General features: G+C 44.6%; 20 protein-coding genes. 16 read left to right on the top strand and 4 right to left on the bottom strand.

All coding sequences use genetic code 11. From position 1 onward, the window contains the following. Position 1 precedes the first annotated feature (1 nt). The 3 genes from QOL41_RS03735 to QOL41_RS03725 form a co-directional block, all read right to left on the bottom strand. On the bottom strand, positions 2 to 562 hold the full coding sequence (locus QOL41_RS03735; protein ID WP_283428708.1) for a type IV toxin-antitoxin system AbiEi family antitoxin domain-containing protein: 561 nt from the start codon (positions 560 to 562) through the stop codon (positions 2 to 4). Positions 563 to 740: 178 nt separating this feature from the next. Continuing rightward, positions 741 to 974, bottom strand: coding sequence for a hypothetical protein (locus QOL41_RS03730; protein WP_283428707.1), 234 nt, complete (start codon positions 972 to 974; stop codon positions 741 to 743). Then, a complete protein-coding gene (locus QOL41_RS03725) occupies positions 971 to 1,933 on the bottom strand; it encodes a metallophosphoesterase (RefSeq protein ID WP_283428706.1) in 963 nt (320 codons plus the stop codon). The genes QOL41_RS03730 and QOL41_RS03725 overlap by 4 nt, the downstream gene beginning before the upstream one ends. Before the next feature lie 163 nt (positions 1,934 to 2,096). On the opposite strand from QOL41_RS03725, the gene QOL41_RS03720 reads away from it, so the two are divergent. The 13 genes from QOL41_RS03720 to QOL41_RS03660 all read left to right on the top strand — a co-directional run bounded on the left by QOL41_RS03720 (position 2,097) and on the right by QOL41_RS03660 (position 18,092). Further along, complete coding sequence (locus tag QOL41_RS03720; RefSeq protein ID WP_283428819.1) at positions 2,097 to 3,500, top strand: Wadjet anti-phage system protein JetA family protein; 1,404 nt, start codon at positions 2,097 to 2,099, stop codon at positions 3,498 to 3,500. Continuing rightward, positions 3,487 to 4,140 (top strand): DUF4194 domain-containing protein, encoded by a 654-nt coding sequence (locus QOL41_RS03715; protein ID WP_283428705.1) that lies wholly within the window; start codon positions 3,487 to 3,489, stop codon positions 4,138 to 4,140. Before QOL41_RS03720 ends, QOL41_RS03715 begins: the two co-directional genes overlap by 14 nt. Positions 4,141 to 4,142: 2 nt before the next feature. Next, a complete protein-coding gene (locus tag QOL41_RS03710) occupies positions 4,143 to 7,382 on the top strand; it encodes an SbcC/MukB-like Walker B domain-containing protein (protein WP_283428704.1) in 3,240 nt (1,079 codons plus the stop codon). Continuing rightward, a complete protein-coding gene (locus QOL41_RS03705) occupies positions 7,379 to 8,617 on the top strand; it encodes a Wadjet anti-phage system protein JetD domain-containing protein (protein WP_283428703.1) in 1,239 nt (412 codons plus the stop codon). Before QOL41_RS03710 ends, QOL41_RS03705 begins: the two co-directional genes overlap by 4 nt. 123 nt (positions 8,618 to 8,740) lie before the next feature. Further along, the gene (locus QOL41_RS03700) at positions 8,741 to 9,217 is read left to right on the top strand and encodes a hypothetical protein (RefSeq protein ID WP_283428702.1); all 477 of its coding nucleotides are present in this window, start codon (positions 8,741 to 8,743) and stop codon (positions 9,215 to 9,217) included. 311 nt (positions 9,218 to 9,528) lie between these two features. Further along, on the top strand, positions 9,529 to 9,993 hold the full coding sequence (locus QOL41_RS03695; RefSeq protein WP_283428701.1) for a type IV toxin-antitoxin system AbiEi family antitoxin domain-containing protein: 465 nt from the start codon (positions 9,529 to 9,531) through the stop codon (positions 9,991 to 9,993). Between the two features lie 372 nt (positions 9,994 to 10,365). After that, positions 10,366 to 11,649 (top strand): O-acetylhomoserine aminocarboxypropyltransferase/cysteine synthase family protein, encoded by a 1,284-nt coding sequence (locus tag QOL41_RS03690; protein ID WP_283428700.1) that lies wholly within the window; start codon positions 10,366 to 10,368, stop codon positions 11,647 to 11,649. Positions 11,650 to 11,761: 112 nt separating this feature from the next. Next, positions 11,762 to 12,922 carry an iron-containing alcohol dehydrogenase gene (locus QOL41_RS03685; protein WP_283428699.1) on the top strand — a complete coding sequence of 387 codons (1,161 nt, stop codon included), beginning with the start codon at positions 11,762 to 11,764 and terminating at the stop codon, positions 12,920 to 12,922. Positions 12,923 to 13,082: 160 nt separating this feature from the next. After that, positions 13,083 to 13,637, top strand: coding sequence for a carboxymuconolactone decarboxylase family protein (locus QOL41_RS03680; RefSeq protein ID WP_072801392.1), 555 nt, complete (start codon positions 13,083 to 13,085; stop codon positions 13,635 to 13,637). Between the two features lie 85 nt (positions 13,638 to 13,722). After that, positions 13,723 to 14,769 carry an ABC transporter substrate-binding protein gene (locus tag QOL41_RS03675; RefSeq protein ID WP_283428698.1) on the top strand — a complete coding sequence of 349 codons (1,047 nt, stop codon included), beginning with the start codon at positions 13,723 to 13,725 and terminating at the stop codon, positions 14,767 to 14,769. A gap of 63 nt (positions 14,770 to 14,832) precedes the next feature. Further along, complete coding sequence (locus QOL41_RS03670) at positions 14,833 to 15,810, top strand: ABC transporter permease (protein ID WP_283428697.1); 978 nt, start codon at positions 14,833 to 14,835, stop codon at positions 15,808 to 15,810. A gap of 8 nt (positions 15,811 to 15,818) precedes the next feature. Next, positions 15,819 to 16,619, top strand: coding sequence for an ABC transporter ATP-binding protein (locus QOL41_RS03665; protein ID WP_283428696.1), 801 nt, complete (start codon positions 15,819 to 15,821; stop codon positions 16,617 to 16,619). A gap of 108 nt (positions 16,620 to 16,727) precedes the next feature. Then, positions 16,728 to 18,092 carry an aminotransferase class III-fold pyridoxal phosphate-dependent enzyme gene (locus tag QOL41_RS03660; RefSeq protein ID WP_283428695.1) on the top strand — a complete coding sequence of 455 codons (1,365 nt, stop codon included), beginning with the start codon at positions 16,728 to 16,730 and terminating at the stop codon, positions 18,090 to 18,092. 138 nt (positions 18,093 to 18,230) lie between these two features. Here QOL41_RS03660 and QOL41_RS03655 read toward each other — a convergent pair whose 3' ends face one another. Beyond that, on the bottom strand, positions 18,231 to 19,535 hold the full coding sequence (locus QOL41_RS03655) for an O-acetylhomoserine aminocarboxypropyltransferase/cysteine synthase family protein (protein WP_283428694.1): 1,305 nt from the start codon (positions 19,533 to 19,535) through the stop codon (positions 18,231 to 18,233). Between the two features lie 221 nt (positions 19,536 to 19,756). On the opposite strand from QOL41_RS03655, the gene QOL41_RS03650 reads away from it, so the two are divergent. The 3 genes from QOL41_RS03650 to QOL41_RS03640 are packed head-to-tail and all read left to right on the top strand — an operon-like array spanning position 19,757 to position 22,084. Beyond that, positions 19,757 to 20,167 (top strand): DUF4418 family protein, encoded by a 411-nt coding sequence (locus QOL41_RS03650; protein ID WP_283428693.1) that lies wholly within the window; start codon positions 19,757 to 19,759, stop codon positions 20,165 to 20,167. Continuing rightward, complete coding sequence (locus QOL41_RS03645) at positions 20,154 to 21,374, top strand: ABC transporter permease (protein ID WP_283428692.1); 1,221 nt, start codon at positions 20,154 to 20,156, stop codon at positions 21,372 to 21,374. The genes QOL41_RS03650 and QOL41_RS03645 overlap by 14 nt, the downstream gene beginning before the upstream one ends. After that, positions 21,371 to 22,084 carry an ABC transporter ATP-binding protein gene (locus QOL41_RS03640; protein WP_283428691.1) on the top strand — a complete coding sequence of 238 codons (714 nt, stop codon included), beginning with the start codon at positions 21,371 to 21,373 and terminating at the stop codon, positions 22,082 to 22,084. The genes QOL41_RS03645 and QOL41_RS03640 overlap by 4 nt, the downstream gene beginning before the upstream one ends. The last annotated feature ends 118 nt before the right edge of the window (positions 22,085 to 22,202 follow it).

Raw genomic sequence — 22,202 nt, 5'->3', positions numbered from 1 at the left:
ATTACACCCCCATGGCCAGGTACATTTCTAGTATCTTGGCAACTCGCAGAAATTTCGCGTACTTCATGAGTTTCGCGATATTGCGGTCGGGGCGTTTAAGGTAGTTTTTGATTATTTCTGTGCAAACGTCGATGCCTATCTTGTTGCGGAATTTTACGGCATCGCAGACGCATTTTTCAAGATCAAAAATTTTGACCTTGTAGCCAGAAATAGTTTCTGTTGTAACGCCAAGATTCAGGGCGTTGTCAGAGAGGTTATGGAGCTTGAAATTTGGGTATTGGGGTACAACAATCTTGCGCCCCCTTTTTATAGCAATGTCGTACTGCTGCGGAACCTGCGTTGTGAGGCCGTAGTACTCCCAAGCAGAGAACATGCAGAGAATTCCTCCTGGAATCAGGGCTTCGATATCTACCATGGTGTCGGCTAGCGCGATTTCTTTGGCGTACACGCCGCGCTTAACACGAACCAGTTGACCCTGTTTCGCTTTTTGTAGAGTGGCGTAGTATTGTGCTCGCCCTTGCTTGCAGACTGTGTCTGCGGTTATGAAATTCTTCTTGCGCATCTGTACGAACCTACTACAAATATATATAATTGTAGTAGGTTCGTACATGTTGATTGCGTTATTTATGCTGTTTAGTGGCTGTTGGATTGTATTATTCATGCCCCAAATCTATACTCGCGTATTTTGGGCGTCAAGCGTTTGAACTGCGAGTCGATTTTGGGGATGTTTATCGCCACTTTTATCGCCGTTTTTCAAATTTATCGCCACTTTGTCGCCGATTTTGAATTTTGTCGGCGATAAATTTTTCAGCAACGCAACTACTGAATTCTGACATAAAGGATTCAGCACCCTGTCGGATATCTTCCAGAATTTCTTTGTGGGACATCTTGGAATGCTTTAGGGAATTGTATTCGCGCAGTTTGCGAATATCTTCTGCATCAAAGCGGTTGCTAATTTCGGGGGGTTCTATCATTCGCTTAGAATGTCTTTAATCATTGCCTTTGCATTCTTGTAGGATCGGGTCTTACGCTTGCCGCTGGCGATTTTGTTTGCTTCGGTCATGGCGGCGACGGCCTCGTCGTTGGGGGAGTCGAGATCTATCAAAAAGTCTTCTCGCTTTAGTCCATGTTCTGCATAGGGGTTTTCGTCGGGGTAACCAACGGGATTGCAAAGCAACAGGTGTTTTTTGCCGAGTTTGTCGGTGTATTCGCGCTTGATGGCGGTGTGCGTGTGCCCTGCTTGCCAAATACTTCCATCATCCATGTTTTTGAGGTATTTAGCTCCGTGGAAGTAGAAAAAGTTTGAGCACGGGTCTTGTTTATAGCGTTCGGCCATGCCAAATTCTAGCGGCAGAAAATGCGACATCATGATTTTCGGACGGAGCGCGGTGAGCTTGCGGAACACCCTATCATAGTGTCGCCAGAGTTTGTCGGCATTATTCAACTTGTAGTTCCAATGCCGACCATCGAACCAGCGCGTAGCCCAAAGGATTTTGTTCACCATCTCGGATGCAGAAGGCACATGTTTATACTTGAAGTCGCACATGCCCATGCAACCTGCAATACCATCTGCGATACGGTTTTCAAGCAGTTGAAGATTCGGGATTTTTCTGGTTTCGGCAAGAAAGTATTTTATCTTGCTCTCGGAGGTGAGAAAATCCCTATCGGAGCCGAATTCCCCAATGCGTTCGGTGATGATGTCGTGATTTCCCAGGCATACATAAACGGTTTTGTATTTCTCGGCAATGAACTTCAGGAATTCCATGTAATTGAAGTAGTCATTTGCGATATCGCCCGCGATGCAGCATGCATCCGCAGGCAAGAAATTTCGTTCAAAGAATACTTCAAATTCCATGCGCAGCATGTCGATGGTACGGAATACCGGCGACACATAGAAATCGAGATGTAGATCACTGATAAAATAGTAAGTCATGCCCTAAATCTATACTCGCTGTTTTTGGGCGTCAAGCGTTTGAACTGCGGGTCGATTTATGCAAAAAAATGCGGCGCTTGGAGGTGAAAATACGGGGATTCGGTCAAAAAAAAGGTTTTTGTCACTAAAGTGTCAAAAATTTTGCATATATTTTCTTGTGAATATGCTTAGCGTTTTTGATGTTGTTCCTAGCGACTTTTTTACGATTCTTGGTAGCAAGAACCGAAATCAAGCCGTATATTCAGAATTGCTACTAAAGATTTATAACCTATTTGATAATGAAATTTCATATAGAATTCTTCGAGATATTGTTCGTGATACGATTGCCGCATATCTGTTGGAAAATCATATTGAAATTCAAGGCGAAGATGCCACGGAATTGGGTTTAGAGTCTGACTGGAATATAAAGGCAAATTTTGTTATTAGGCGTTTTGTTCAAGCTGGATGGTTAGAAGAAGATACGGATGATACAACACTTGAAAAGATGATTGTTATGCCCGATAATGGCATTGCTTTGGCCCAATTTATTGAAAAACTGAAGCGTCCAACTCGGTTGGAATTTTCTGTTTCCATCTATACTATTTTTAATACTATAGAACATTGGGCTCAAGGGGAACAAAATCCTTATAAGTTAATTTTGACGCCTGTGTATGACGAAGCTCGCAAACTTTCCTCAGCTCTAAAGAAACTTGCCACTTCTATCAAAAAAATAATTGAGGGTATGCTTCGAGAAGGCTCCTTGGTTAGCTTGACAGAAAACATCATCAAATATTGCGATGGTGACTTTATTAAGGAGTATTCGCGCCTTGTTCAGCAGCAAAACATTCATTTGTATAGAGAAAAAATATCTAGGCGGTTAGAGGACTTTAAGGGAATTGGATATTTTGGAGCTCTTACGCAAAGTGTAATGGATGAAGATGGCTGTGCCAGAGCTGACGCGGAAGATAAGGTTATAAGGATGCTAGATAGTACAAGGCGTTTTATCCATGATGATTACAATAAGATTATGAAACGTATTAAGGACCAGATTAATGCGTATATCAAAATTGCTGTTGCGCGAGAACGTATTCTTCGAAATAAGGGTAAGGATAATCGTGGAAATGTAGAAGAAACTATACGATATTTAGTTCAAAATTTTGATGAAGATGGGTTGAATAAGATAGACGAAGAAATCCAGTATCTTTTCCATATTCATGATTACGAATTTGTGGACAAAACTTCTCTGCAATATCCGCATAAGAACCAGAGTATTCAATCGAATATCGAGGCTGAGGTTGTCGAGATGAGCGCTGAAGAACGAGAACGCCAGAAACGGCAATTGCAGAGGGAATCGTATAATCCATATTCCAAAGAACTGATGAGAAAATTCTTGGATAGTCAAGAAATCAATGGTAAAATTGATAGTTCTAATCTTAGCCTGAACGAGAAAAAAGATGTTCTTGCATCTATGGCTGCAGTGACATATGCTCGTGAAAATGGGTACTTGATAGAAATTGATGAAGACTTTGTCGAATCAGACGAATTTAAGATTCGACATTGGAGGGCGAAGAAAAATGTCAACAATTAATGAAATGTGGGATGACCTTACTTCTTCTGAACAGTTAGTGTTTAAAAAAAGTTGTCGCCGACTTTTGAAAGAAACCTTCATTGTCCGTGATAAAGATGATGATAATCGTAAACTATTTTTCTTTATCAAAGCAAATGAAGCACTTTTTTCGGATTACTTGAACTTAATGGGCTTTGAGCTTGTGGTGAAGGACAATGGGATTGTAATGCTTCAAAATAATGATTCCAATGTTGTTATTTCTAAGCAGAAATTCAGTAAATTTCAAAGTATCATTCTTTGCTGTTTATGGACGTTGTACATGGACAAGGTTCAATCAGGATCTTTATCAAAACAAATAACGGTATCGTTCCCAGAATTGAATGCAGAACTTGAAAAATTTGAATTCAAGGGTGCATTTGATATTAAAAGAGATATAAAGACAGCGTTGCAACTTTTTGCTAGGTACAATTTAATATTTGTCAACTGGAATGCGCCAGACAATGAACGTGTAATAGTTCTTTATCCATCTATTCAATTTGCCTTAGATGAGTCTGAATTCGCTGCATTTGTTACGGTTGTGAGAGAAAGAATGTCAAATGCAGATTCTCAAAACGAGGATGTTGTCGATGAACGCTTTGATGCAGAAGGCGAGGAGGAATAATAATGGAATTCCGCAAAACAGCAAAGAAACTTCTGCTGGTAAACTGGTCTTGCTTTCAGAACGTTTGCATTGAGTTGGGTAGTTCCACCTTGTTTACAGGCGTTAATGGTACTGGAAAAACTACAATACTTGACGCAATGTCGTATTTGCTATTCGCCAATACGCAGTTTAATCGTGCTGCCGACGATAAGGAACGAACGGTAAATGCCTATATTCATGGTGACAGAAAGTCAAATGGAACCGACCGATACCTCCGAAAAGATGCTGTTGTCTGTTATATTGTAATGGAATTTAATTCCCCGACAGAAGGTGATTTTGTTGTTGGCGTGAATATCGAATCTCGGTCTGTACAAGATCCTCCAGAACCTAAATGGTTTATTTTTCAGAATGCAAAAATTGAGGATTTTAATTTTAGGTCTATTGAGAATGGGAAACTAAGTATTGTCAGTGGGAAAAACCTCACTAGAAAGGGTGCGCCAGTAAAATCTTCGGAAATGATGCCTCGCGAAAAGGCAAAACCGGCAATTGCAAGAGCATTAGGGCTTCGAGTTAGTGATGGCGACTTGAAAAAATACGTCGAAAAGATTTTAAAGATGATGGCCTTTAAGCCTGAAAAGAATGTGGAAAAATTTGTGAAGGATTCCGTACTTGTACAGAATGATGTAAATTCTTTGCAATCTTTGAGAGAACAAAAAAATCATTATAACGAAGCTCTTCTGATGCTTGAAAATAACCAAAAGCGTAAGGAACTTTTGGAAAGAATTGAAGCAGCAACATCTGCCTACGAAAAACAACTGAAATACATGGAAATTCGTAAGATGATGTATTCCTATCAGTTCCTTCAAAAAGACAAGCAGGATTTGGAACAACGTATGATTCGTTCCGAAACGCTTAAACTTGAAAAGAGAAACTTAGAAAAAAAACAAGAAAAGGTCAAACCAGAATTAGAAACGGCTCGTGACAATTTTACAAAAGTTAAGGAATCCAACAGGACGCTTAGTGATTCGCTAAAAGATAAAAATGAAGAATTGAATAAGTGTAACGATGAAATCAAAAAATGCGAAACTTCTATTGGAAAATTAAAAGAACTTCAGATTGCCATAACGCAATTAATTCTTCAAACAGAAGACGAGATTCAGATTTCAAACGAGTCTCAAAAAGTGCTTAAAAATCTAGCCGAAAAGGGCGTAGCTCCTTCTGAAAAGCAGAGCCGTTTTATTGAATTCGGAAATCAAATCGAAATAGTTCGCACGCGATATGCCGCAGATAAAGTTCGTTTAGAAGACAAACGAGACAAATGCAGAGAAAATCTTGCGGATATCGAAAGTGATATTAAGAAATTATCAGCAAAGAAAATCATATTTCCACATGATGCAGAAAATGCCAAACACATCATTCAGGCGGAGTTTGAAAATCGCTCCATAAACGCTGATGTTCGTTTTTTTGCAGAACTAGTGGAAGAAATCAAGGACGAAAGTTGGCGTAAGGCCATAGAAACTTTCCTTGGGCGTAAACGTTTTTATTTAATTGTTGACGATAAATATTGCGGATTGGCCTTAAGGATTTTGAAAGAAAAGAATCTTATCAATGCTAACGTTGTTTTGTCGGATAAAATCCCAGAAAGTGAGATTGAAAAAAATTCTGCAGCTGAAATTCTCGAAATAAAAAATAAGGCTGCACGAAAATATGCGAATTATTTGCTGAATGGGATATATCTTTGTAATAGTATCGAGGAACTTCATGAGCATCCTAAAGGCGGTTTGATGGTGGATGGCATGTTGGCCAAAAGCTATGCGGCGACAATGATGAAAGTTAGTGATGTTGTGCCTTACTTGGGTAAAAATGCAATTGAAATGCAGCTTGCGTTGAAACAGCAAAATTGGAAACAAACTGAAAAAGAACTGCAAAAATTTATCGATCACATAAATGTGTTGGGAGATTTGCTACAATTGTGTGACAACATTGAATGGGCCCCCGAAGAATACGATTTTGAAGCTATTGAAAAAATACAACAACAAAAGGAATTACTCGGAAAGATAACCAATGAAATTGATATTTTGAAGAATAGCCCTGAAATGCTTCGTGCCATTCAAGAAATTGAAATGGCGGAGGAAAAAGTCAAAACCCTCGAACAAACTTTTTCTCGGATTGACAGAGAATTGGGAAAGAACGAAACCGCTCAAGAAACAAATAATTCGTCGATTCAAAATCTGAATCAAAGCATAGAAAGTCGAACGGATGAGTATAACGGATTAGTGCATGCGAATTTTGAACTTGAGCAGGAAATGCTTGATTTGTATAATCAGTTAACGAAACAGCAAAATAATGCACTCGTTATTGCAGAAAAGACGGTAAAAAATGCCGGTTTTGAATTGAATGATAAAGAAAAGTTTTTAGAGAATATCCAGCTTGAATACAATAAGTTAGTTGGAAAGGATCTGAATGAACGTGGTGTTGCCTTTATCTCGTTTTATCGAGAAGAATATCTTGACATTGCTAATGCAAAACTTGATGAGGCAAAGAATAAACTGGACGAAGCGTCTAAAAAGCTTCGCATTGCTTTTCTCCACGATTTTATCGCAGAATTAAAAGAAAATATTGAAAAAGCCAAAGAAGAAATCGATATCATCAATAGGGAATTGAAAAAAATTCCTTTTGGTATTGACTATTACCAATTCAAAATGGAAGAACGGCCTGATCGAAAGATTTTCTTTGATATTTGCAACAATCTTGAAAGCTATATCAACATTGATATTTTCAACCCACAAAAGGTTTCTCAAGAAAAGTTCCATGCGGATGTGCAGAAATTTCTAGATGATATTCTGCAACAGGGTTCCGACGAAATGGAATATTCTGACTATAGAAATTATTTTGTTTACGATATGAGTATTCGTCGTAAAACTGGTGAAGAAATGAATCTTTCCCAAAAACAGGGCTCTGCAAGTGGAGGTGAAAAGCAAACTCCTTATTTCATCATTCTTGCCGCCAGTTTGATGCAATTCTATCCAAAGGATAAAAATTGCGCTCGATTGGCTTTTATAGACGAAGCGTTCTCCGCATTGTCTAAGGAACGTATTGAACAAATGGTCCGATTCCTAGAGGAAAATCACTTCCAGGTATTCTATGCCGCTCCACCTGAAAAAATAGATAGCATTGGCAGCCATATTGATAATACGGTTGCTCTGTATTCTGATGGAAAATATACCATTGCTGAAGAAGGGCTGAAAAAGGCTGTAGTATGAATTTAAATAGTCGCCAAAAACTGATTCTTGAAAAGCTTTTGCATAAGTATGAGTCTAGCAAAACCTATAAAGGCGAAAATTCTGTTCGTCAGACGTTTTCCATATTGCCGACAGATGTTTATCCCAAATATAACGATGATTTTGAAGATGTAAATTTAATAGAGGATTTTGAAAAAGAGTTAAAGAATCTTGAATCTGAAAACCTGATTTCTACAGAAAGCAGGGACCGGCATATTGTAAAAATTATAGCCAATTCGACCGATGATTATTGGCCAAAAGTGCGCAATATTCTGGGTGTAAAAGAAAGAAAACTTCAACAACAAGAAGAGCTTGATTTTTTCAGAAGTTTTCTCTCAAAGAATTCTGTGATTGTCGATTTCTGCAAAACGCAAATCAGTCGTATCGAGGCGGATAAAAAGGCCGCATACCCTTTGGAAGAATCGGCTAATATCATAAATTTGCTTGATTACATCCTTTCTGATCATCCTGAAATACTAGAGCGAGAACTTTCTATCGAAGTTCTCCATGATTCCAAGAAATGGGAAAAAATCTATCGTACGAAAGTTTGCAAAATTCTTCAAGAAAGCGGGAGTTTTCATGAAATCATAGATGGTTTGGAGGAAACCAAAGAAATTTATGACACGATTTTGGAAAATTTGAACGTTTATAAAAATCCCTCTTATATCTATTTCAAAGGAAATGCGAAAATAAAGTTTGCAGATGGTAGAATAATAAACGTTGCGCAAAATAAGGCATTGGCCTTGCCCTCAACAGAAGTTAGCGCCATTGATGAAATTGACATTCTCAACAAATCTGTGATGACAGTCGAAAACTTGACCTCTTTTAATCGGGTTCGTGGAACAAATGTATTCTTCTTGTATTTGAGTGGTTATCATAACAGTGTCAAACAGATATTGCTGAAGAAAATATTCGACCAAAATCAACATAAAAATGTTTCGTATTATCATTTTGGAGACATTGATCCCGACGGGTTTTATATTCTTGAAAATCTTAGGAAAAAGACGGGAATAGATTTTAAGCCCTATTGTATGGATGTTGAAAATTTGGAAAAATATCGGAATTACGCCAAGCCTTTTGAATCAAATGACTTCAAAAAGGCGGAGTCTTTAATTGCACTTGAAAAATATGTTGATATTGCAACATATATGCTAAATAATAAGGTCAAGCTAGAACAGGAAATTATCAGTTGGATGAATCCTGAAATATCTATTTAATTAACCGTTTGTAAAATGCCAAAAAAGACTTCGAAAACAAATGCCCCCACCCAATCCCAGATTTTCGAATTGTTGGGTAGAGCGCTGTATGTGTGCAACTTTATTGAACTTAGACTTCGCTGGATGCATAAGCATATTGGTGGTATTTGGACGGGTAAAACTCTTGAAGAACTCCTAGGTAAATTGAAGAGGGTTGTAGAACAACAGCAGAAAGGAAATAAGGTGTCTTTAGGCCCGATAGGTCAAGAAATGCTAGAAGCGATTTATACTCCTCGGAGTGACAAAGATATAGAGGCTGCGGAAAGGAAGCATCTTTTTGTTTTTAAACTAGATTATAAAATTGAGTGGAAAGGTCGATATCGTCGAGCAAAGACTAAATTCAAAAAATTTATTGATGCTCGTAATTATCTTGTCCATTATTTCGCAAGAGATTGTGACTTGACTAACGAAGAATTGTGCAAAAAGGCTTATGCAGATTTGAAGACCAAATGCGTAATCATCAAAAATGCGCTTGCGTTTTTTAATGAAGATTATGAAATGATGCAAAATACATTGCATTCTTTTCAGAAACAATGGGGTGATCGAAGTCATTTGCGTTAGGGATAATGACCCCTTGGGGCGGCGACTTGCTTGCAAGGCGCCGTTGCAAGAGCCACGCGGACGTGCTGATTGTGCGCACGCGGGGCCTTGCAATATAGCCCGGCCCGCGCAGTGGCGCGGGAAACGCCCATTTCCACAAGGGGTGATTCGTAAAACTTGACATTTCGGATATAAGTGTTTATATTTGACTAAAAGTATGTAAAAAGCACAAAATTACATGCAATTAGTGAAATATGGTATTAACGCATAGACAAGGCGTAGAAAGGTTCGGGTCGAATTATCTGTTGTCCAAGGCAGTGGCCGAGGGCGCGTTGTATAAGATTGAAAAAGGCGTTTATTCGGACAAGAAGAATGTCTCCGACATCGCGATTGTTGCGGCCAAGTATCCCCAAGCCGTATTCACGATGAATTCTGCGTTTTATCATTACGGGTTGACTGATGTCATTCCGGACAAGTGTTATTTGGTGACTGGGCGGGGCGCAAAGAAAATCACTGATTGTCGTGTAGTCCAAAGATTCGAAAACAGCAATATTTTGCATCTCGGTGCAATCGAAGTGGATTACGGTGGTGTCAAGGTCGTGATGTACAATCAGGAACGCATGTTGCTGGAACTTCTGCGAAATAAAAACAGCTTGCCGTTTGACTACTACAAAGAAATTTTGCTGAACTTTCGACGGAAAGTTCAAAGCCTTGACTTGCAAACCATTCAAGACTATATTCAGGAATACCCCAAGGCCGCTATGATTGAACAGGCCTTGCGGTTAGAGGTATTTTAATCCCTACATAATCAGTAAAGAGGCTTAAAAGCCTGTATTTATTGAGTTATAGTCAAATTCTATAGCAAACAATAGTTAAATAGTATGCGTTTATGGCTTGACAGGGGGAAAATCTTATTCTATCTTATTGCCTACAAGATTGATAGGGAAAACAAAATGGTTTGTGAACCCTAAGCATTCGAAGGAGCGCCTATGATAAGTGACTGTCGAATGCCGAGAGGCATTCTGAAAACGAACTAGCCGAAAGTCTTACGTCCTTAAGGCTTTGCAGGTTAGAAAAACAAGCCTAAAGGACACCCCAGAAAAAATTTTAGTAAGCAAGGGTCAGCGAAAAACCCCGTTGCTTGCTGCAACCTAAAAGGAATTTTTACCATGACAACACAGAATAAGCTCCATTTTGAAACTCTCCAGGTTCACGTTGGCCAGGAACATGCAGATCCCACAACCGATTCTCGCGCAGTTCCCATCTACCAGACCACTTCCTACGTGTTCCATAGCGCTCAGCATGCCGCTGACCGTTTCGCCCTGAAGGACGCCGGTAACGTCTATGGCCGTATCAACAACTCTACGCAGGGCGTGCTCGAAGAACGTATCGCTGCCCTCGAAGGTGGTGTTGCCGCTCTCGCCGTCGCTTCCGGTGCAGCTGCCATTACCTACGCCATCACGGCTCTCGCCCGCAAGGGTGACCACGTGGTTGCACAGCGTACGGTTTACGGCGGTACCTTCAACCTGCTGCAGCACACGCTCCGCGACTTCGGTATCGAAACGACTTTCGTTGATACGCACGACCTGAAGGCTGTCGAAGCTGCCGTGAAGGACAACACGAAGCTTATCTTTATCGAAACGCTCGGCAACCCGCATTCCGACATCCCGGATATCGAAGCCATTTCCGAAATCGCCCACAAGAACAAGATTCCTCTGGTCATCGACAACACCTTCGGTACTCCGTACCTGATTCGCCCGCTTGAACACGGTGCCGACATTGTGGTGCATTCCGCTACTAAGTTTATCGGTGGCCACGGCACGACTCTCGGCGGTATCATCGTGGACGGCGGCAAGTTCGATTGGGCTGCATCCGGCAAGTTCCCGCAGTTCACCGAAGTGAACCCGAGCTACGGTATTCCTTTCACCGCAACGGGCGCCGCTGCTTACGTGATCTACGTTCGCACGATTCTCCTCCGCGACGAAGGCGCTGCAATTTCTCCGTTCAACGCATTCCTCCTGTTGCAGGGTGTCGAAACGCTTTCTCTCCGCCTGGATCGCCATGTGGAAAATACCAAGAAGGTTATCGAGTTCCTCACCAAGCATCCGAAGGTTACCCGCGTGAGCCACCCGAGCCTCCCGAATCATCCGGACCACAAGCTTTATCAGAAGTACTTCCCGAATGGTGGCGGTTCCATTTTCACCTTCGACATCAAGGGCGGTCAGGAAGAAGCCTTCAAGTTCATCGATAGCCTGAAGATCTTCAGTCTGCTTGCAAACGTTGCCGACGTGAAGAGCCTCGTGATTCACCCGTACACCACCACGCACGCCGAACTTTCTCCGGAAGAACTGGCTGCCGCCGAAATTACCCCGGCAACGATCCGCGTGTCTATCGGTACGGAACATTACGAAGACATTATCGCTGACCTCGAAAACGGTTTCGCAGCTATCTAATAGTTTGCATTGAGTTTCCAGTTCCGAGCGCGTTTTCACCATTAGGAAACGTTCGTCGGACTGGATTCTTTTTTTGAAGGCCGCCTCCTAAGGCGGTAACGGAGAGTATTACATGATTGACTTCGAATATTATAATCCAGCAAAGATTGTTTTTGGCGAACATAGTGAACAGAAGTTAAAGTCGCTTTTGGCTGCGTACGGCGTGAAGTCGCTCCAGCTTGTTTACAGCGGAGACTTTATCAAGGCGCTCGGCATTTATGACGTGATCAAGGACGCTGTCAAGGAACTCGGGATTCGTTTTTCCGAAAACGGGAACGTGGTGCCGAATCCTTCGATTGACCTGGTACGCGAACTTGTGAAACAGGGCAAGGAAAATCAGGTGGACTTTGTGCTCGCCGTGGGTGGCGGAAGCTCCATTGATACGGCGAAGGCGGTGGCGCTTGGCATTCCGTACGATGGCGACGTGTGGGATTTCTTTGAAAAAGGCATCTCGCCCAAGCAGGTTTTGCCGATTGGCGTGATTGCAACGACAGCTTCGAGCGGTTCCGAGACTTCGAACGCGGCAATCCTTTCGAGCGGTGAATGGAAACTTGGTTTTGAAGATGACCGAATCATTCCGAAATTCGCCATTATGAACCCGAAATACACGGTAGGCCTGCCGGCGTACCAGACTTTCGTGGGAATTGCAGATGTTCTTTCGCACTTGCTGGAACGCTATTTCTCGGACGAAAAATATTCCGACACGACTGATTACCTGATTGAAGGCGCGATTCGTGCTTTGCTCGTGAATGCGGACAAACTCTTGAAAGATCAGAAGGATGTCAATGCCCGTGGTGAAATCCAGTGGCTCGCCAGTGTAGCCCACGGTGGATTCCTGGATGCGGGTCGTCGCGCGGACTGGGGATCGCACCGAATCGAACATGAACTTTCGGCACAGTACAACATCACTCACGGCGAAGGCATGGCTGTGGTGACTGTTGCCTGGACCAAGTACATGGCCGAGAAAAAGCCTTGGAGGCTTGCGCTCCTTGCGAGCAGAGTCTTCGGCGTGGATTCGTTTAACTATAGCGAAACGGAACGCGCTTACATTTTGTCTGAAAAGTTGGCAGCATTCTTCAAGAAGCTGCACCTCGCAACGAGCCTGGCAGAACTCAAGATTGACAACAAGGACTTTGACGCGATGGCTGCACGCGCAACGCGTAACGGCAAGGTTGGACACTATGTTCCGCTTGATGCTGCGGCGATCAAGGATATCTTGAAAATCGCTTTGTAGAAAGCCTGTGAGCTATCAAAAAATTTGATAACTCTGCATAAAAATTAAGTATTGGACAGCGCGCAAATACGCTTCTATATTTAGCACATCAAAAAAAAGATTTCAACAAAAATCAAAAACAAAAAATCGGTGCTTACGCACCACAAGGAGAGTATAAACAATGGCTAGAGTACATTTAAAACAACCGAATGAGTTGACTGGCGAAGCAAAGGCCGCTTACGAAAAGTTGGAAGCTGCTGGCAAGGTGACCAACATGAAGTTGGTGATGCTCCAGGATTACGGCATCTACAAGGCATTCATGGGCTGGTACGATGCTTGGGAAAGCCTCGAAAAGACAGTGGGTCTGCGTGCGGCAACGATTTTTGCCCACTCGGTTTCTACGACGAACGGCTGCCTTCTCTGCTCGCTGTTCTTCATTAGCGACTTGAAGGCTCTGGGTCTCGATCCGAACAACTTCGAAACTTCGGAAAACGAGAAACTTTTGCAGCAGCTGGGTCAGCAGATTGTGAAGGATCCGACAAAGGTTCCGGACGAACTTTTCGAAGGTCTCCGCAAGTTCTATACCGACGAACAGATCATCATTATCGTGGGCTTTGGCGCTCAGATGCAGGCGACGAACAACTTCAATTCTGTCTTGGGTGTCGACGTTGACAAGCGTCTGTTGCCCTTGAAGGAATTGTTCAAGCCGGCAACTTGGAGAGAAAATATCAAGTAATTTGTACTCTCCGTACAACTCGGCGCTCCTGGAAATATTCGAAGTCCATTTTCAGGGGCGCTTTTTTTTGAAAGAGGTATTTGCGATGAAGAACAACTACAAAGTTTATTTGACCGCCCTGCTCGCATTTGGCTTTGCCCTGTTGGCCGGAGCATGCGGTAACGAAAAAGCGGAAAAACAGGAAGCTCCGCAGGCAGAAAAATCCCAGTTCAAGTTCGGTACTTTGGAACTCCCGATTTTGGACGGTTCCTTGTGCGGTGCGCCTTTCTACGTGGCTAAGGAAAAGGGATTCTTTGCCGAAGAAGGAATTGATGCCAAGTTGATTGCCGCTGATGGCGAAACGCGTAAGCTGGGCCTTAGCAAGGGCACTTATGCGCTCACGAATTCTGATTTCCAGTTTTTCCAGGCAATTGAAAACGGCGTAGACATTAAGATTGTCGATGGTATTCACATCGGTTGCATCAAGGTGCTTGTAAAGAAGGGTTCGCCCTACAAGACTGCTGCTGATTTGAAGGGCAAGAAGATTGCTGTCGATGAAATCGGTGGCACGCCGCATCAGGCTGCAAGCCTTTGGCTCTCGCTGGGTGGCGTTTCGACCAAACCCGAAGATAATCAGGTGCAGTTCTTGCCTTATGCCGACGGTAACCTTGCGCTTGAAGCTTTGGAACAGGGCCAGATTGATGCCGCTGCCATTTGGGATCCGCTCGCTTCTGCTTACGAAAAGTCGGGCAAGGCCGACGTGATTATGGATGTGGCGAAGGACCCGGTGTTTGACGGTCGCTACTGCTGCTTCATTTATGTGTCTGCCAAGATTCTGAAGGAAGAACCGGCAAAGATTGCAGCACTCCTGCGTGCGATTCACAAGGCCGAAGCCTGGATTGCTGAACACCCCGAAGAAACGGTTGACATTATTGCCGAAGGCAAGTATTCCGAAATCGAAGACAAGCCGCTGGCTGTTGAACTGATCAAGAGCTATGTGTACACTTCGCTGGAACAGCGCAAGACTCTTGGCCGCGACGTGAAGGGCGACTTGCGTTACTTTAGCGAACAGCTCAAGAAGATTGGCTACCTCACGCAGGATCCCGACCAGTTTGTCGCGAACCTGTACGAAGAAGTCGATTTGAACAAGTAATCGAAATTCCTTGTTGCTTAGCGCCCGCAAGGGCGCATTTTTAAAAATTTTACGGAGAGTTGAATGAACATTGTTTTGACGATTTCAGGTTTCCTGATTGCCTTCTTGGTAAACTTGCTTTTTCCGCAGGTGGCCGAAAATGTGCGAATCAAGGAATATGTTTTTGGCGGGTTTAGAGTTGACGACAATTTGGCATACCGCTTAGTTTTGCTTGCCATTATTGCCTATTACGCGGTCTATACGGTGGTGCTGTTTGCCCGCAAGGCGAGTGCAGATAAGGTGGCAAAATTTTTCGCGGGCGCGAAGTTCCGTTTCGCGGTTGGCTTGGCTCTTGCGGCATGGGATATTCTCGGAACCAAGTTGCTGTTTTTGCCGCAGCCGTTCTTTCCGGGGCCTGCGATTATTATGGACGCCTTTATTGGCGATACCAAATTCATTTGGCAGAATACGCTTTACTCGTTGCGCCTTTTCGTGGCCGGATTTTCGGTGGGTGTAGTGACAGGCGTGTTGACGGGGGTACTGATCGGTTGGTATCCGAGGGCTCGTTACTGGATTTTGCCGGTGCTCAACATTTGCGGTGTGATTCCTGCGGTGGCGTGGATGCCTTTTGCGCTGACGCTTTTTCCGACTTCGTTTGCGGCGGCGACTTTCTTGATTGCGATTTGCTCCTGGTTCCCGGTGGCGACCATGACGGCCGACGGGGTGCAGGGTACGCCGAAGTCGTTGTTTGAACTTTCGCGCACTTTTGGCGCGGGGCAGCTGTACCAGATTTTCCATATTGCGATTCCCCATGCAATGCCGCAGATTTTTACGGGCATTATGACGGCGGCTGCGTTTGGCTTTACTACGCTCGTGATGGCCGAAATGATGGGGCAGCCGGGCGGTCTTGGCTACTACATTAACACTTCAAAAGTCTGGAGCGCTTATTACAAGGTGTTTGCGGCGATTGTCGTGATGGCTGTGCTGTTCTCGGCGATTTTGAAGGTGGTTGGCGTGGTACAGCGTTATGTGCTTCGCTGGCAGAAAGGCGTTGTGCGATAGGAGGCGTGATGATGGATATTTTAGATAAAGAAAAAATCTTGAAGATTCGCGATGTAAACCGCTCTTTTATCGATGAACGCACGGGCGAACCGCGACAGATTTTGAAAGATATCAATCTTTCTGTTTTTGAGGGCGAATTTATTTCGATTCTGGGTGCATCGGGTTGCGGTAAGACGACGCTTTTGCGCTTGATTGCGGGGCTCGACCCGGTTCAAGAGGGCAAGATTATTCTTGATGGTGAACCGGTGCATGGGCCAGATTCCAAGCGCGGTTATGTGTTCCAGCAGGGTTGCCTTTTCCCGTGGCTCACGGTAGAAGATAACATCGCGATGGGTCTCAAGATTCGTGGCGTTTATAAGCAAAATAAGGATAAGGTTCACGATTTTATCGAAAAAATCGGTCTTGGCGGATTCGAAAAGAATTTCCCGCACCAGATTAGTGGCGGTATGGCGCAGCGCGTGGCAATTGCGCGTGCGTTGATTAATGATCCTGAAATCTTGTTGCTCGATGAACCCATGGGGGCGCTGGATTCGTTTACCCGTGCAGACATTCAGAACTTGCTTTTGGAGCTTCGCAAGGAACGCAACACCACCATGATTCTGGTGACCCACGATATTGACGAAGCGCTTTATTTGTCTGACCGTATCGTCATCATGACGCCGCGTCCGGGGCGCATTAGCGAAGTGCTTGAAATTCGCGACAGCTTCCCGCGTGAAAGAGGCTCGGCGCAGTTCCTGGAAAAACGCCGCAATATTTTGGAACGCTTTAATCTTGCTCGTTCCAATACGGCGCCGGAATACGTCATTTAGTCTAGATGGATTTGTTATCGGAAAAATTGATAACGAGCGCTAAAAACAATGTATTGGACAGCGACTAAAATCGCACCTATATTTGTTCACAAAATTAAGGAGAGTACTATGTCAAATAACGTTAGTTATGTGGCGGGAGAAAATGCCGCCTCATATGAAAAGGCACGAAAGTATAACCTGTTTTCTTTCGCAAATGCCCCCCATAAAGATTACAAGCCGTTCTTTGTAGACCATGCCGACGGTATCTACGTTTACGATGGTGCAGGCAAGGAATACATCGATATCGCGTCGGAACTGGTGAACGTGAATATCGGCTTTAATAACCGCCACATTATTGAAGCGGTGCAAAAACAGGTGGAACGCTTGGCCTACATTGCTCCGCGTCATGCCTTTGCCGAAGCGGGCGAACTCAGCGAACTCTTGATCGAAAAGATTGCCCCGAAGAATTTCAAGAAGGTGCTATTTACGCTGGGTGGCTCCGAAGCGAATGAATTTGCCATCCGTTTTGTGAAGGCGTTTACGGGCCGCGACAAGATTTTCTCGAAGTATGAATCTTACCACGGAAGCACTTACGGTGCGTCGAGCTTGACGGGCGAAAGCGAACGCGCTTCGCTGTTCCCGACGATTCCCGGATTCATCAAGTATCCGGCTCCGCACCTTTACGGTTACGATATCAAGTTCAAGACCGAAGAAGAAGCGACCAAGCATTTCCTTTCTCGCCTGGAATATCAGATTCAGCAGGAATGCCCGGAATCGGTGGCGGCTGTGTTCATTGAATCGGTCACCGGTTCTAATGGCGTTTATCTTTACCCCAAGGGATACCTGAAGGGTGTCCGCGAAATCTGCGACAAGTACGGAATTTTGATGGTGTGCGACGAAGTCATGAGTGGCTTCTTGCGCACGGGTGAATGGTTCGCCTGCCAGGCCGATGGCGTGGAACCGGACCTGATTACTTTTGCAAAGGGTGTGAACAGCGCTTACGCTCCGCTCGGCGGCGTGCTCATTAGCGAAAAGATTGCGAATTATTATGAGGAAAATGCCTTTACCGCAGGGCTTACCTATAATGCGCATCCGCTGGGCGTTGCGGCAGCGATTGCCTGTATCGAAGAATATTTCCGCTTGGATGTCAAGGGCAATGTGAAAAAACAGGAACCCATTTTGAAGAAAAAGCTTGCGGAACTCAAGGCAAAGCACCCCTCTGTAGGCGACGTTCGTTCTGTAGGCTTGTTCGGCGCGATTGAATTCAGTTACAGTAAGGATCACAAGGATGTTATCCGCAAGAATGCGGCTGGCGAACCGTTCCTCGGAAACTTTATCACGAAGCTCCGCAACGATTACGGCATTCTCACGATGGGCGGCGGCTCCACGATTATTGTGGCTCCTCCGCTGATTATCAACGAAGCCCAAATCGAAGAGATCTTTGCTCGTCTCGACAAGGCGATAACCGAATATGCCGACGGTTTAGTAAAATAATCATCTCCAATTCTATCATGGCGGACCCGATTGGGTCCGCCATTTAAATTTCTTTGTGCCATAAAGTAAAGGTGACTGCTAAATGCAGCCACCTTTTAGGTTTTACTATGGATCGAAAATAGGCGGAACGCCTTCGCGCTATTGGATTGCGGCGAAGGCCTGTTCCAGGTCGGCAATCAAATCGTTTACATCTTCAAGACCAATCGAAAGTCGGATGGTTTCGGTATGGATATCGGCCAATTCCTGAGCATGTTCCGGGAGCTCGATGTGGGTCGTTGTCGACGGGTTGATAATGAGCGAACGGGCATCACCGATGTTTGCCTGGAAGCTGAATACCTTTACGGCTTCTAGGAACTTGATGATGCTGGCGCGGTCTTTCTTTTTAAGGCCAAAGCTGAGGATTGCGCCGGCGCCCTTGGGGAGGTACTTGGCGGCGAGAGCCCTGTACTTGCTGTTTTTGGCGTGGGCGTGGTTGACCCAAGCGACTTCGGGGCGGTTTTCCAGGAATTCCACGATCTTTTCAGCGGACTTCACCGATTTCGAAATTCGTTCCGAAAGAGTTTCGATGCCAAGCAGCACCAGGTAAGAATTAAACGGGGCAATTGCGCCGCCCAGATAATTCAGGTGAATGGCGCGAATGCGGCCCGTAAAGGGAGTGTCGGGGAAAACATCGTAAAAGCTGCGGGGAACGCCCTGTTGCGACACCAAGAAATGCGGCTGACCATCGAACTGCGGAAATTTTCCGTTCTTCCAGTTGAACTTGCCGTTTTCTACAATGGCACCGGCAATCACGTTGCCGTGACCCGTAAGGCCCTTGGTGGCCGAATAAACGACTACGTCGGCGCCGAAATCAAACGGATTCAACAAGTAGGGGGTTGCCACCGTGTTGTCGACAATCAGCGGAATTCCGTGCTTGTGGGCGATGTTTGCAATCGCTTCGATGTCAAGGATGGTGGCGTTCGGGTTGGTGATCGATTCGATGTAGATTACCTTGGTGTCTTCTTTGACGAGTGCCTCGAAATTTGCCGGATCGTCAGGGTTTTCTACAATGTCATACTTGACGCCCGTCTCTCCGAAGATTTGTTCGAAACTATCGAAAGATCCGCCGTAAGAACGAGCTGTTGCAAGGATTCTGCCCTTGCCTGCTGTGGCGTTCAAAAGCGAATACGTAACCGCTGCCATGCCCGAAGAAAGCGTGACAGCACCGGTTGCTCCCGGGTGGAGTGCCGTAAGGCGCGCGTCAAGTACATCCGTTGTCGGATTAGAAAGTCGTGTATAAAGTGCTTCGGCGCTGTCGAAATAAAACAGATCGTCGCTACGCTTTACGGTGTCGAGCGTAAAAGCAGTTGTCTGGTAAATGGGTACCGAAACGGCGTGGTTGTGTTCAGCAGGATTATAGCCTGCGTGCAACTTAAGCGTATCAAAAGAAAATTGATTTGACATTATACTCTCCTTAATTTTTTTGAAAGCAAATATAGATGTGGTTTTTGATAGCGTCCAATACTTAATTCTTATGCTGAATTATTGATTTTTTCTATAAGCGCGGCGCTGTTGAATTTGCCTGTGTTATAATAAAAACCTATAACAAATCATAGTGATATAGTATTGGACATTTTCGGTATACCTTTTTAATTTATGCACCGAAAATTTTTAAGGAGAGTGCCATGAAACAGTACAAAGTATTTGTTGTTGCTAATCTTATTTTCGGCGTATTGCTGATTGTGCTTACCAAGTTGATTTTGCCTGTTTGTCATCCGATTGATGGCGGAACCATGAGCTGTGAAATTTCGACGACGGTAGATGCTTTTTTAGGACTTGCTTTGCTTGCAAATGCCGTCGTTGCTGCGGGGCTCCTTAAAAAGAACGCGCATGTCATTCTTTCTGTAGTAACGCTTGTGCTCGGTGTTTTTGTTTCGCTTGTGCCGACGGTAATTGTCGGAACATGCCAACACGCTCAAATGGCATGTCACGTGATTACGGGCCCGGTGCTTGCTGTTTTTGGTGTGCTGATTGCGCTTTTTGCGGCGCTGAATTTGATTTATTTGAAATTGAGGAGACGAAATGAACAAGACTGATTTGAATTTGATTATTGAAAATTACTTGCGAAACCCTTTCCGTAGTTTTGGGCTTTCGCTTTTGATCGCTTTGCTCGCCTCGGTACTTTTGGTGGGCGGACTTTTGTCGTTTTCGCTTTCGAAGGGTCTGAATCGCCTTTCGTCTCGCTTGGGAGCCGACGTAATCGTGATTCCCCAGGGGAGCGAAATCAATGACCAGACTGTACTTTTGCAGGGCGATTCCAAGTACACCTATTTGCCGCAGGGCTCGCTGGAATTTATTCGTGGCCTTGACGGCGTAGAAATTGCGACACCGCAGTATTTTTTGACCACGTTGAGTTCTAGCTGCTGCGATCAGAAGGTCATGATTATCGGTTTCGAGCCGGCTTCTGATTTTGTGATTCAGCCTTGGATTCACGAAGTCCTTACGGATAACCTCCCTAAGGGTGCTATCGTGGTGGGCGGTGACATTAGCGTGGGCGAGAAAAAGACTGTCAAGTTCTTTGACCATGAATACCCTGTGGCAGCGAGTCTTGAACCGGTCGGCAACAAGTTAGACCAGGCCGTTTTTGTAGATGTGGCGACGCTTGCCGATATCCGCGAGGCAGCTAAGGCCAAGGGCGTGATTTTCTTGCATCAGGATGTCAAATCCGAAGGTTCGGATTCGCCGATTTATTCCAGCGTTTTAATTAAATTGCGCGCAGGGGCTGATATCGAGCGCCTCTCTCGAGAAATTCATACCCGCTTTGACGGCGTGCAAATTCGCACCCGCAAGGATTTGTTCTCGGGTCTTGAAAAGTCGGCGAACTTCTTGCAGATTGTGGTGTGGTCGATTGTGTCTCTTTTCCTGGTGATTGCGGTTGCCGCGATTGTGATTTCGTTTTCACTTTCGACTCGCGAACGCAGGCGTGAATATGCGCTTTTGCGAATTGTGGGTTATGCCCGCAAGCGTTTGAGGACTCTTGTGCTGGGCGAATCGCTGCTGGTGTCGGCGGTAGGAACGTACATTGGCTTGCTGCTTTCGAGCGTGGCATTTTTCACTTTTAAAATTTGGATTGGCGAACATGTGAACGTGCCCTTCATTGTTCCGGGAAATGCCGAAATCGCGGCTGTTTACGCTGTGGTAGTTTTGCTTTTGCATTCGGTGGGGCCGTTGGCTGTTTATGGTGTGGCAAATAAGGTGAGCAAGATTGATGCCTACGCCGCTTTGAGGGAGGTAGAACATTGATTTTAAACGTATCTAATTTATATAAAACCTATATCCGTCGCGGCGAAGAATTTAACGCAGTCGATAATGTGGAATTTTTTGCCTGGTCCGGTGATTTCTCGGTAATCTATGGCGAATCGGGAAGCGGAAAAAGTACGCTTTTGTCGCTGCTTTCGGGAATCAATCGCCCCTCGCAGGGTTCTATCATTTTTAATGGTGTTGATTTTGCAAGTTTGACAGATGCCGAACTTTCCGCGATTCGTAACGATAAAATTGGCTACATTCCGCAAGAATCCGTTTTCTTGCCGCAATTTACCGTGCTTGAAAATATCTTCTTGCCGCGGGCGATTCGCGAGGGCAATAAGATTGAGGTGAGGGATATTTCGGAATTGGTCGATATCAATATTCATTCAAAACTCGAAACCCTCGGCATTGCCCATTTGGTGAACGAAATGCCGGCAGAACTTTCGGGTGGCGAACTCAAGCGAGCCTCGATTGTGCGCGCTCTTGTCAACAATCCCGATATCGTGATTGCTGACGAACCGACCAGCAACCTTGACGAAACTAATGCCAAGATTGTCTTTGACCTTTTGGGGGAACTTGCGCAGTCGGGAACGTCGGTTCTTGTGGCTACCCATGATCCTCGCGGCTTCAAGTATGGCGACCGCATTTACACCATGCACAAGGGGAGACTCTTGCCGAACGGTGAATCTGATTACGGCGGATTATAAATAAATCAATATTAAGTGATGTTGCCCTCGACTCGGTCGGGGGCATTTTCGTTATAAAAATTTTTGATAATTCAGCATAAAAACAAAGTATTAGAAAAACTGTAAGTCCCTTTCTATT

The organism is Fibrobacter sp. UWB10, from assembly GCF_900182935.1.
In the GTDB taxonomy this organism is placed as follows: Bacteria; Fibrobacterota; Fibrobacteria; order Fibrobacterales; family Fibrobacteraceae; genus Fibrobacter; species Fibrobacter succinogenes_O.
Note: the sequence above shows the minus strand (reverse complement) of the source record. Positions and strands in the feature narration are given on the sequence as shown.

Bases quoted from the DNA above. Each gene is read 5' to 3' on its own strand.
- QOL41_RS03675 (WP_283428698.1), top strand. From the start codon at position 13,723: ATGAAGAACAACTACAAAGTTTATTTGACCGCCCTGCTCGCATTTGGC.
- QOL41_RS03730 (WP_283428707.1), bottom strand. From the start codon at position 974: ATGATAGAACCCCCCGAAATTAGCAACCGCTTTGATGCAGAAGATATT.
- QOL41_RS03720 (WP_283428819.1), top strand. From the start codon at position 2,097: ATGCTTAGCGTTTTTGATGTTGTTCCTAGCGACTTTTTTACGATTCTT.
- QOL41_RS03645 (WP_283428692.1), top strand. From the start codon at position 20,154: ATGAACAAGACTGATTTGAATTTGATTATTGAAAATTACTTGCGAAAC.
- QOL41_RS03735 (WP_283428708.1), bottom strand. From the start codon at position 562: ATGCGCAAGAAGAATTTCATAACCGCAGACACAGTCTGCAAGCAAGGG.
- QOL41_RS03670 (WP_283428697.1), top strand. From the start codon at position 14,833: ATGAACATTGTTTTGACGATTTCAGGTTTCCTGATTGCCTTCTTGGTA.
- QOL41_RS03665 (WP_283428696.1), top strand. From the start codon at position 15,819: ATGATGGATATTTTAGATAAAGAAAAAATCTTGAAGATTCGCGATGTA.
- QOL41_RS03650 (WP_283428693.1), top strand. From the start codon at position 19,757: ATGAAACAGTACAAAGTATTTGTTGTTGCTAATCTTATTTTCGGCGTA.
- QOL41_RS03700 (WP_283428702.1), top strand. From the start codon at position 8,741: ATGCATAAGCATATTGGTGGTATTTGGACGGGTAAAACTCTTGAAGAA.
- QOL41_RS03685 (WP_283428699.1), top strand. From the start codon at position 11,762: ATGATTGACTTCGAATATTATAATCCAGCAAAGATTGTTTTTGGCGAA.
- QOL41_RS03660 (WP_283428695.1), top strand. From the start codon at position 16,728: ATGTCAAATAACGTTAGTTATGTGGCGGGAGAAAATGCCGCCTCATAT.
- QOL41_RS03725 (WP_283428706.1), bottom strand. From the start codon at position 1,933: ATGACTTACTATTTTATCAGTGATCTACATCTCGATTTCTATGTGTCG.
- QOL41_RS03715 (WP_283428705.1), top strand. From the start codon at position 3,487: ATGTCAACAATTAATGAAATGTGGGATGACCTTACTTCTTCTGAACAG.
- QOL41_RS03710 (WP_283428704.1), top strand. From the start codon at position 4,143: ATGGAATTCCGCAAAACAGCAAAGAAACTTCTGCTGGTAAACTGGTCT.
- QOL41_RS03680 (WP_072801392.1), top strand. From the start codon at position 13,083: ATGGCTAGAGTACATTTAAAACAACCGAATGAGTTGACTGGCGAAGCA.
- QOL41_RS03655 (WP_283428694.1), bottom strand. From the start codon at position 19,535: ATGTCAAATCAATTTTCTTTTGATACGCTTAAGTTGCACGCAGGCTAT.
- QOL41_RS03690 (WP_283428700.1), top strand. From the start codon at position 10,366: ATGACAACACAGAATAAGCTCCATTTTGAAACTCTCCAGGTTCACGTT.
- QOL41_RS03705 (WP_283428703.1), top strand. From the start codon at position 7,379: ATGAATTTAAATAGTCGCCAAAAACTGATTCTTGAAAAGCTTTTGCAT.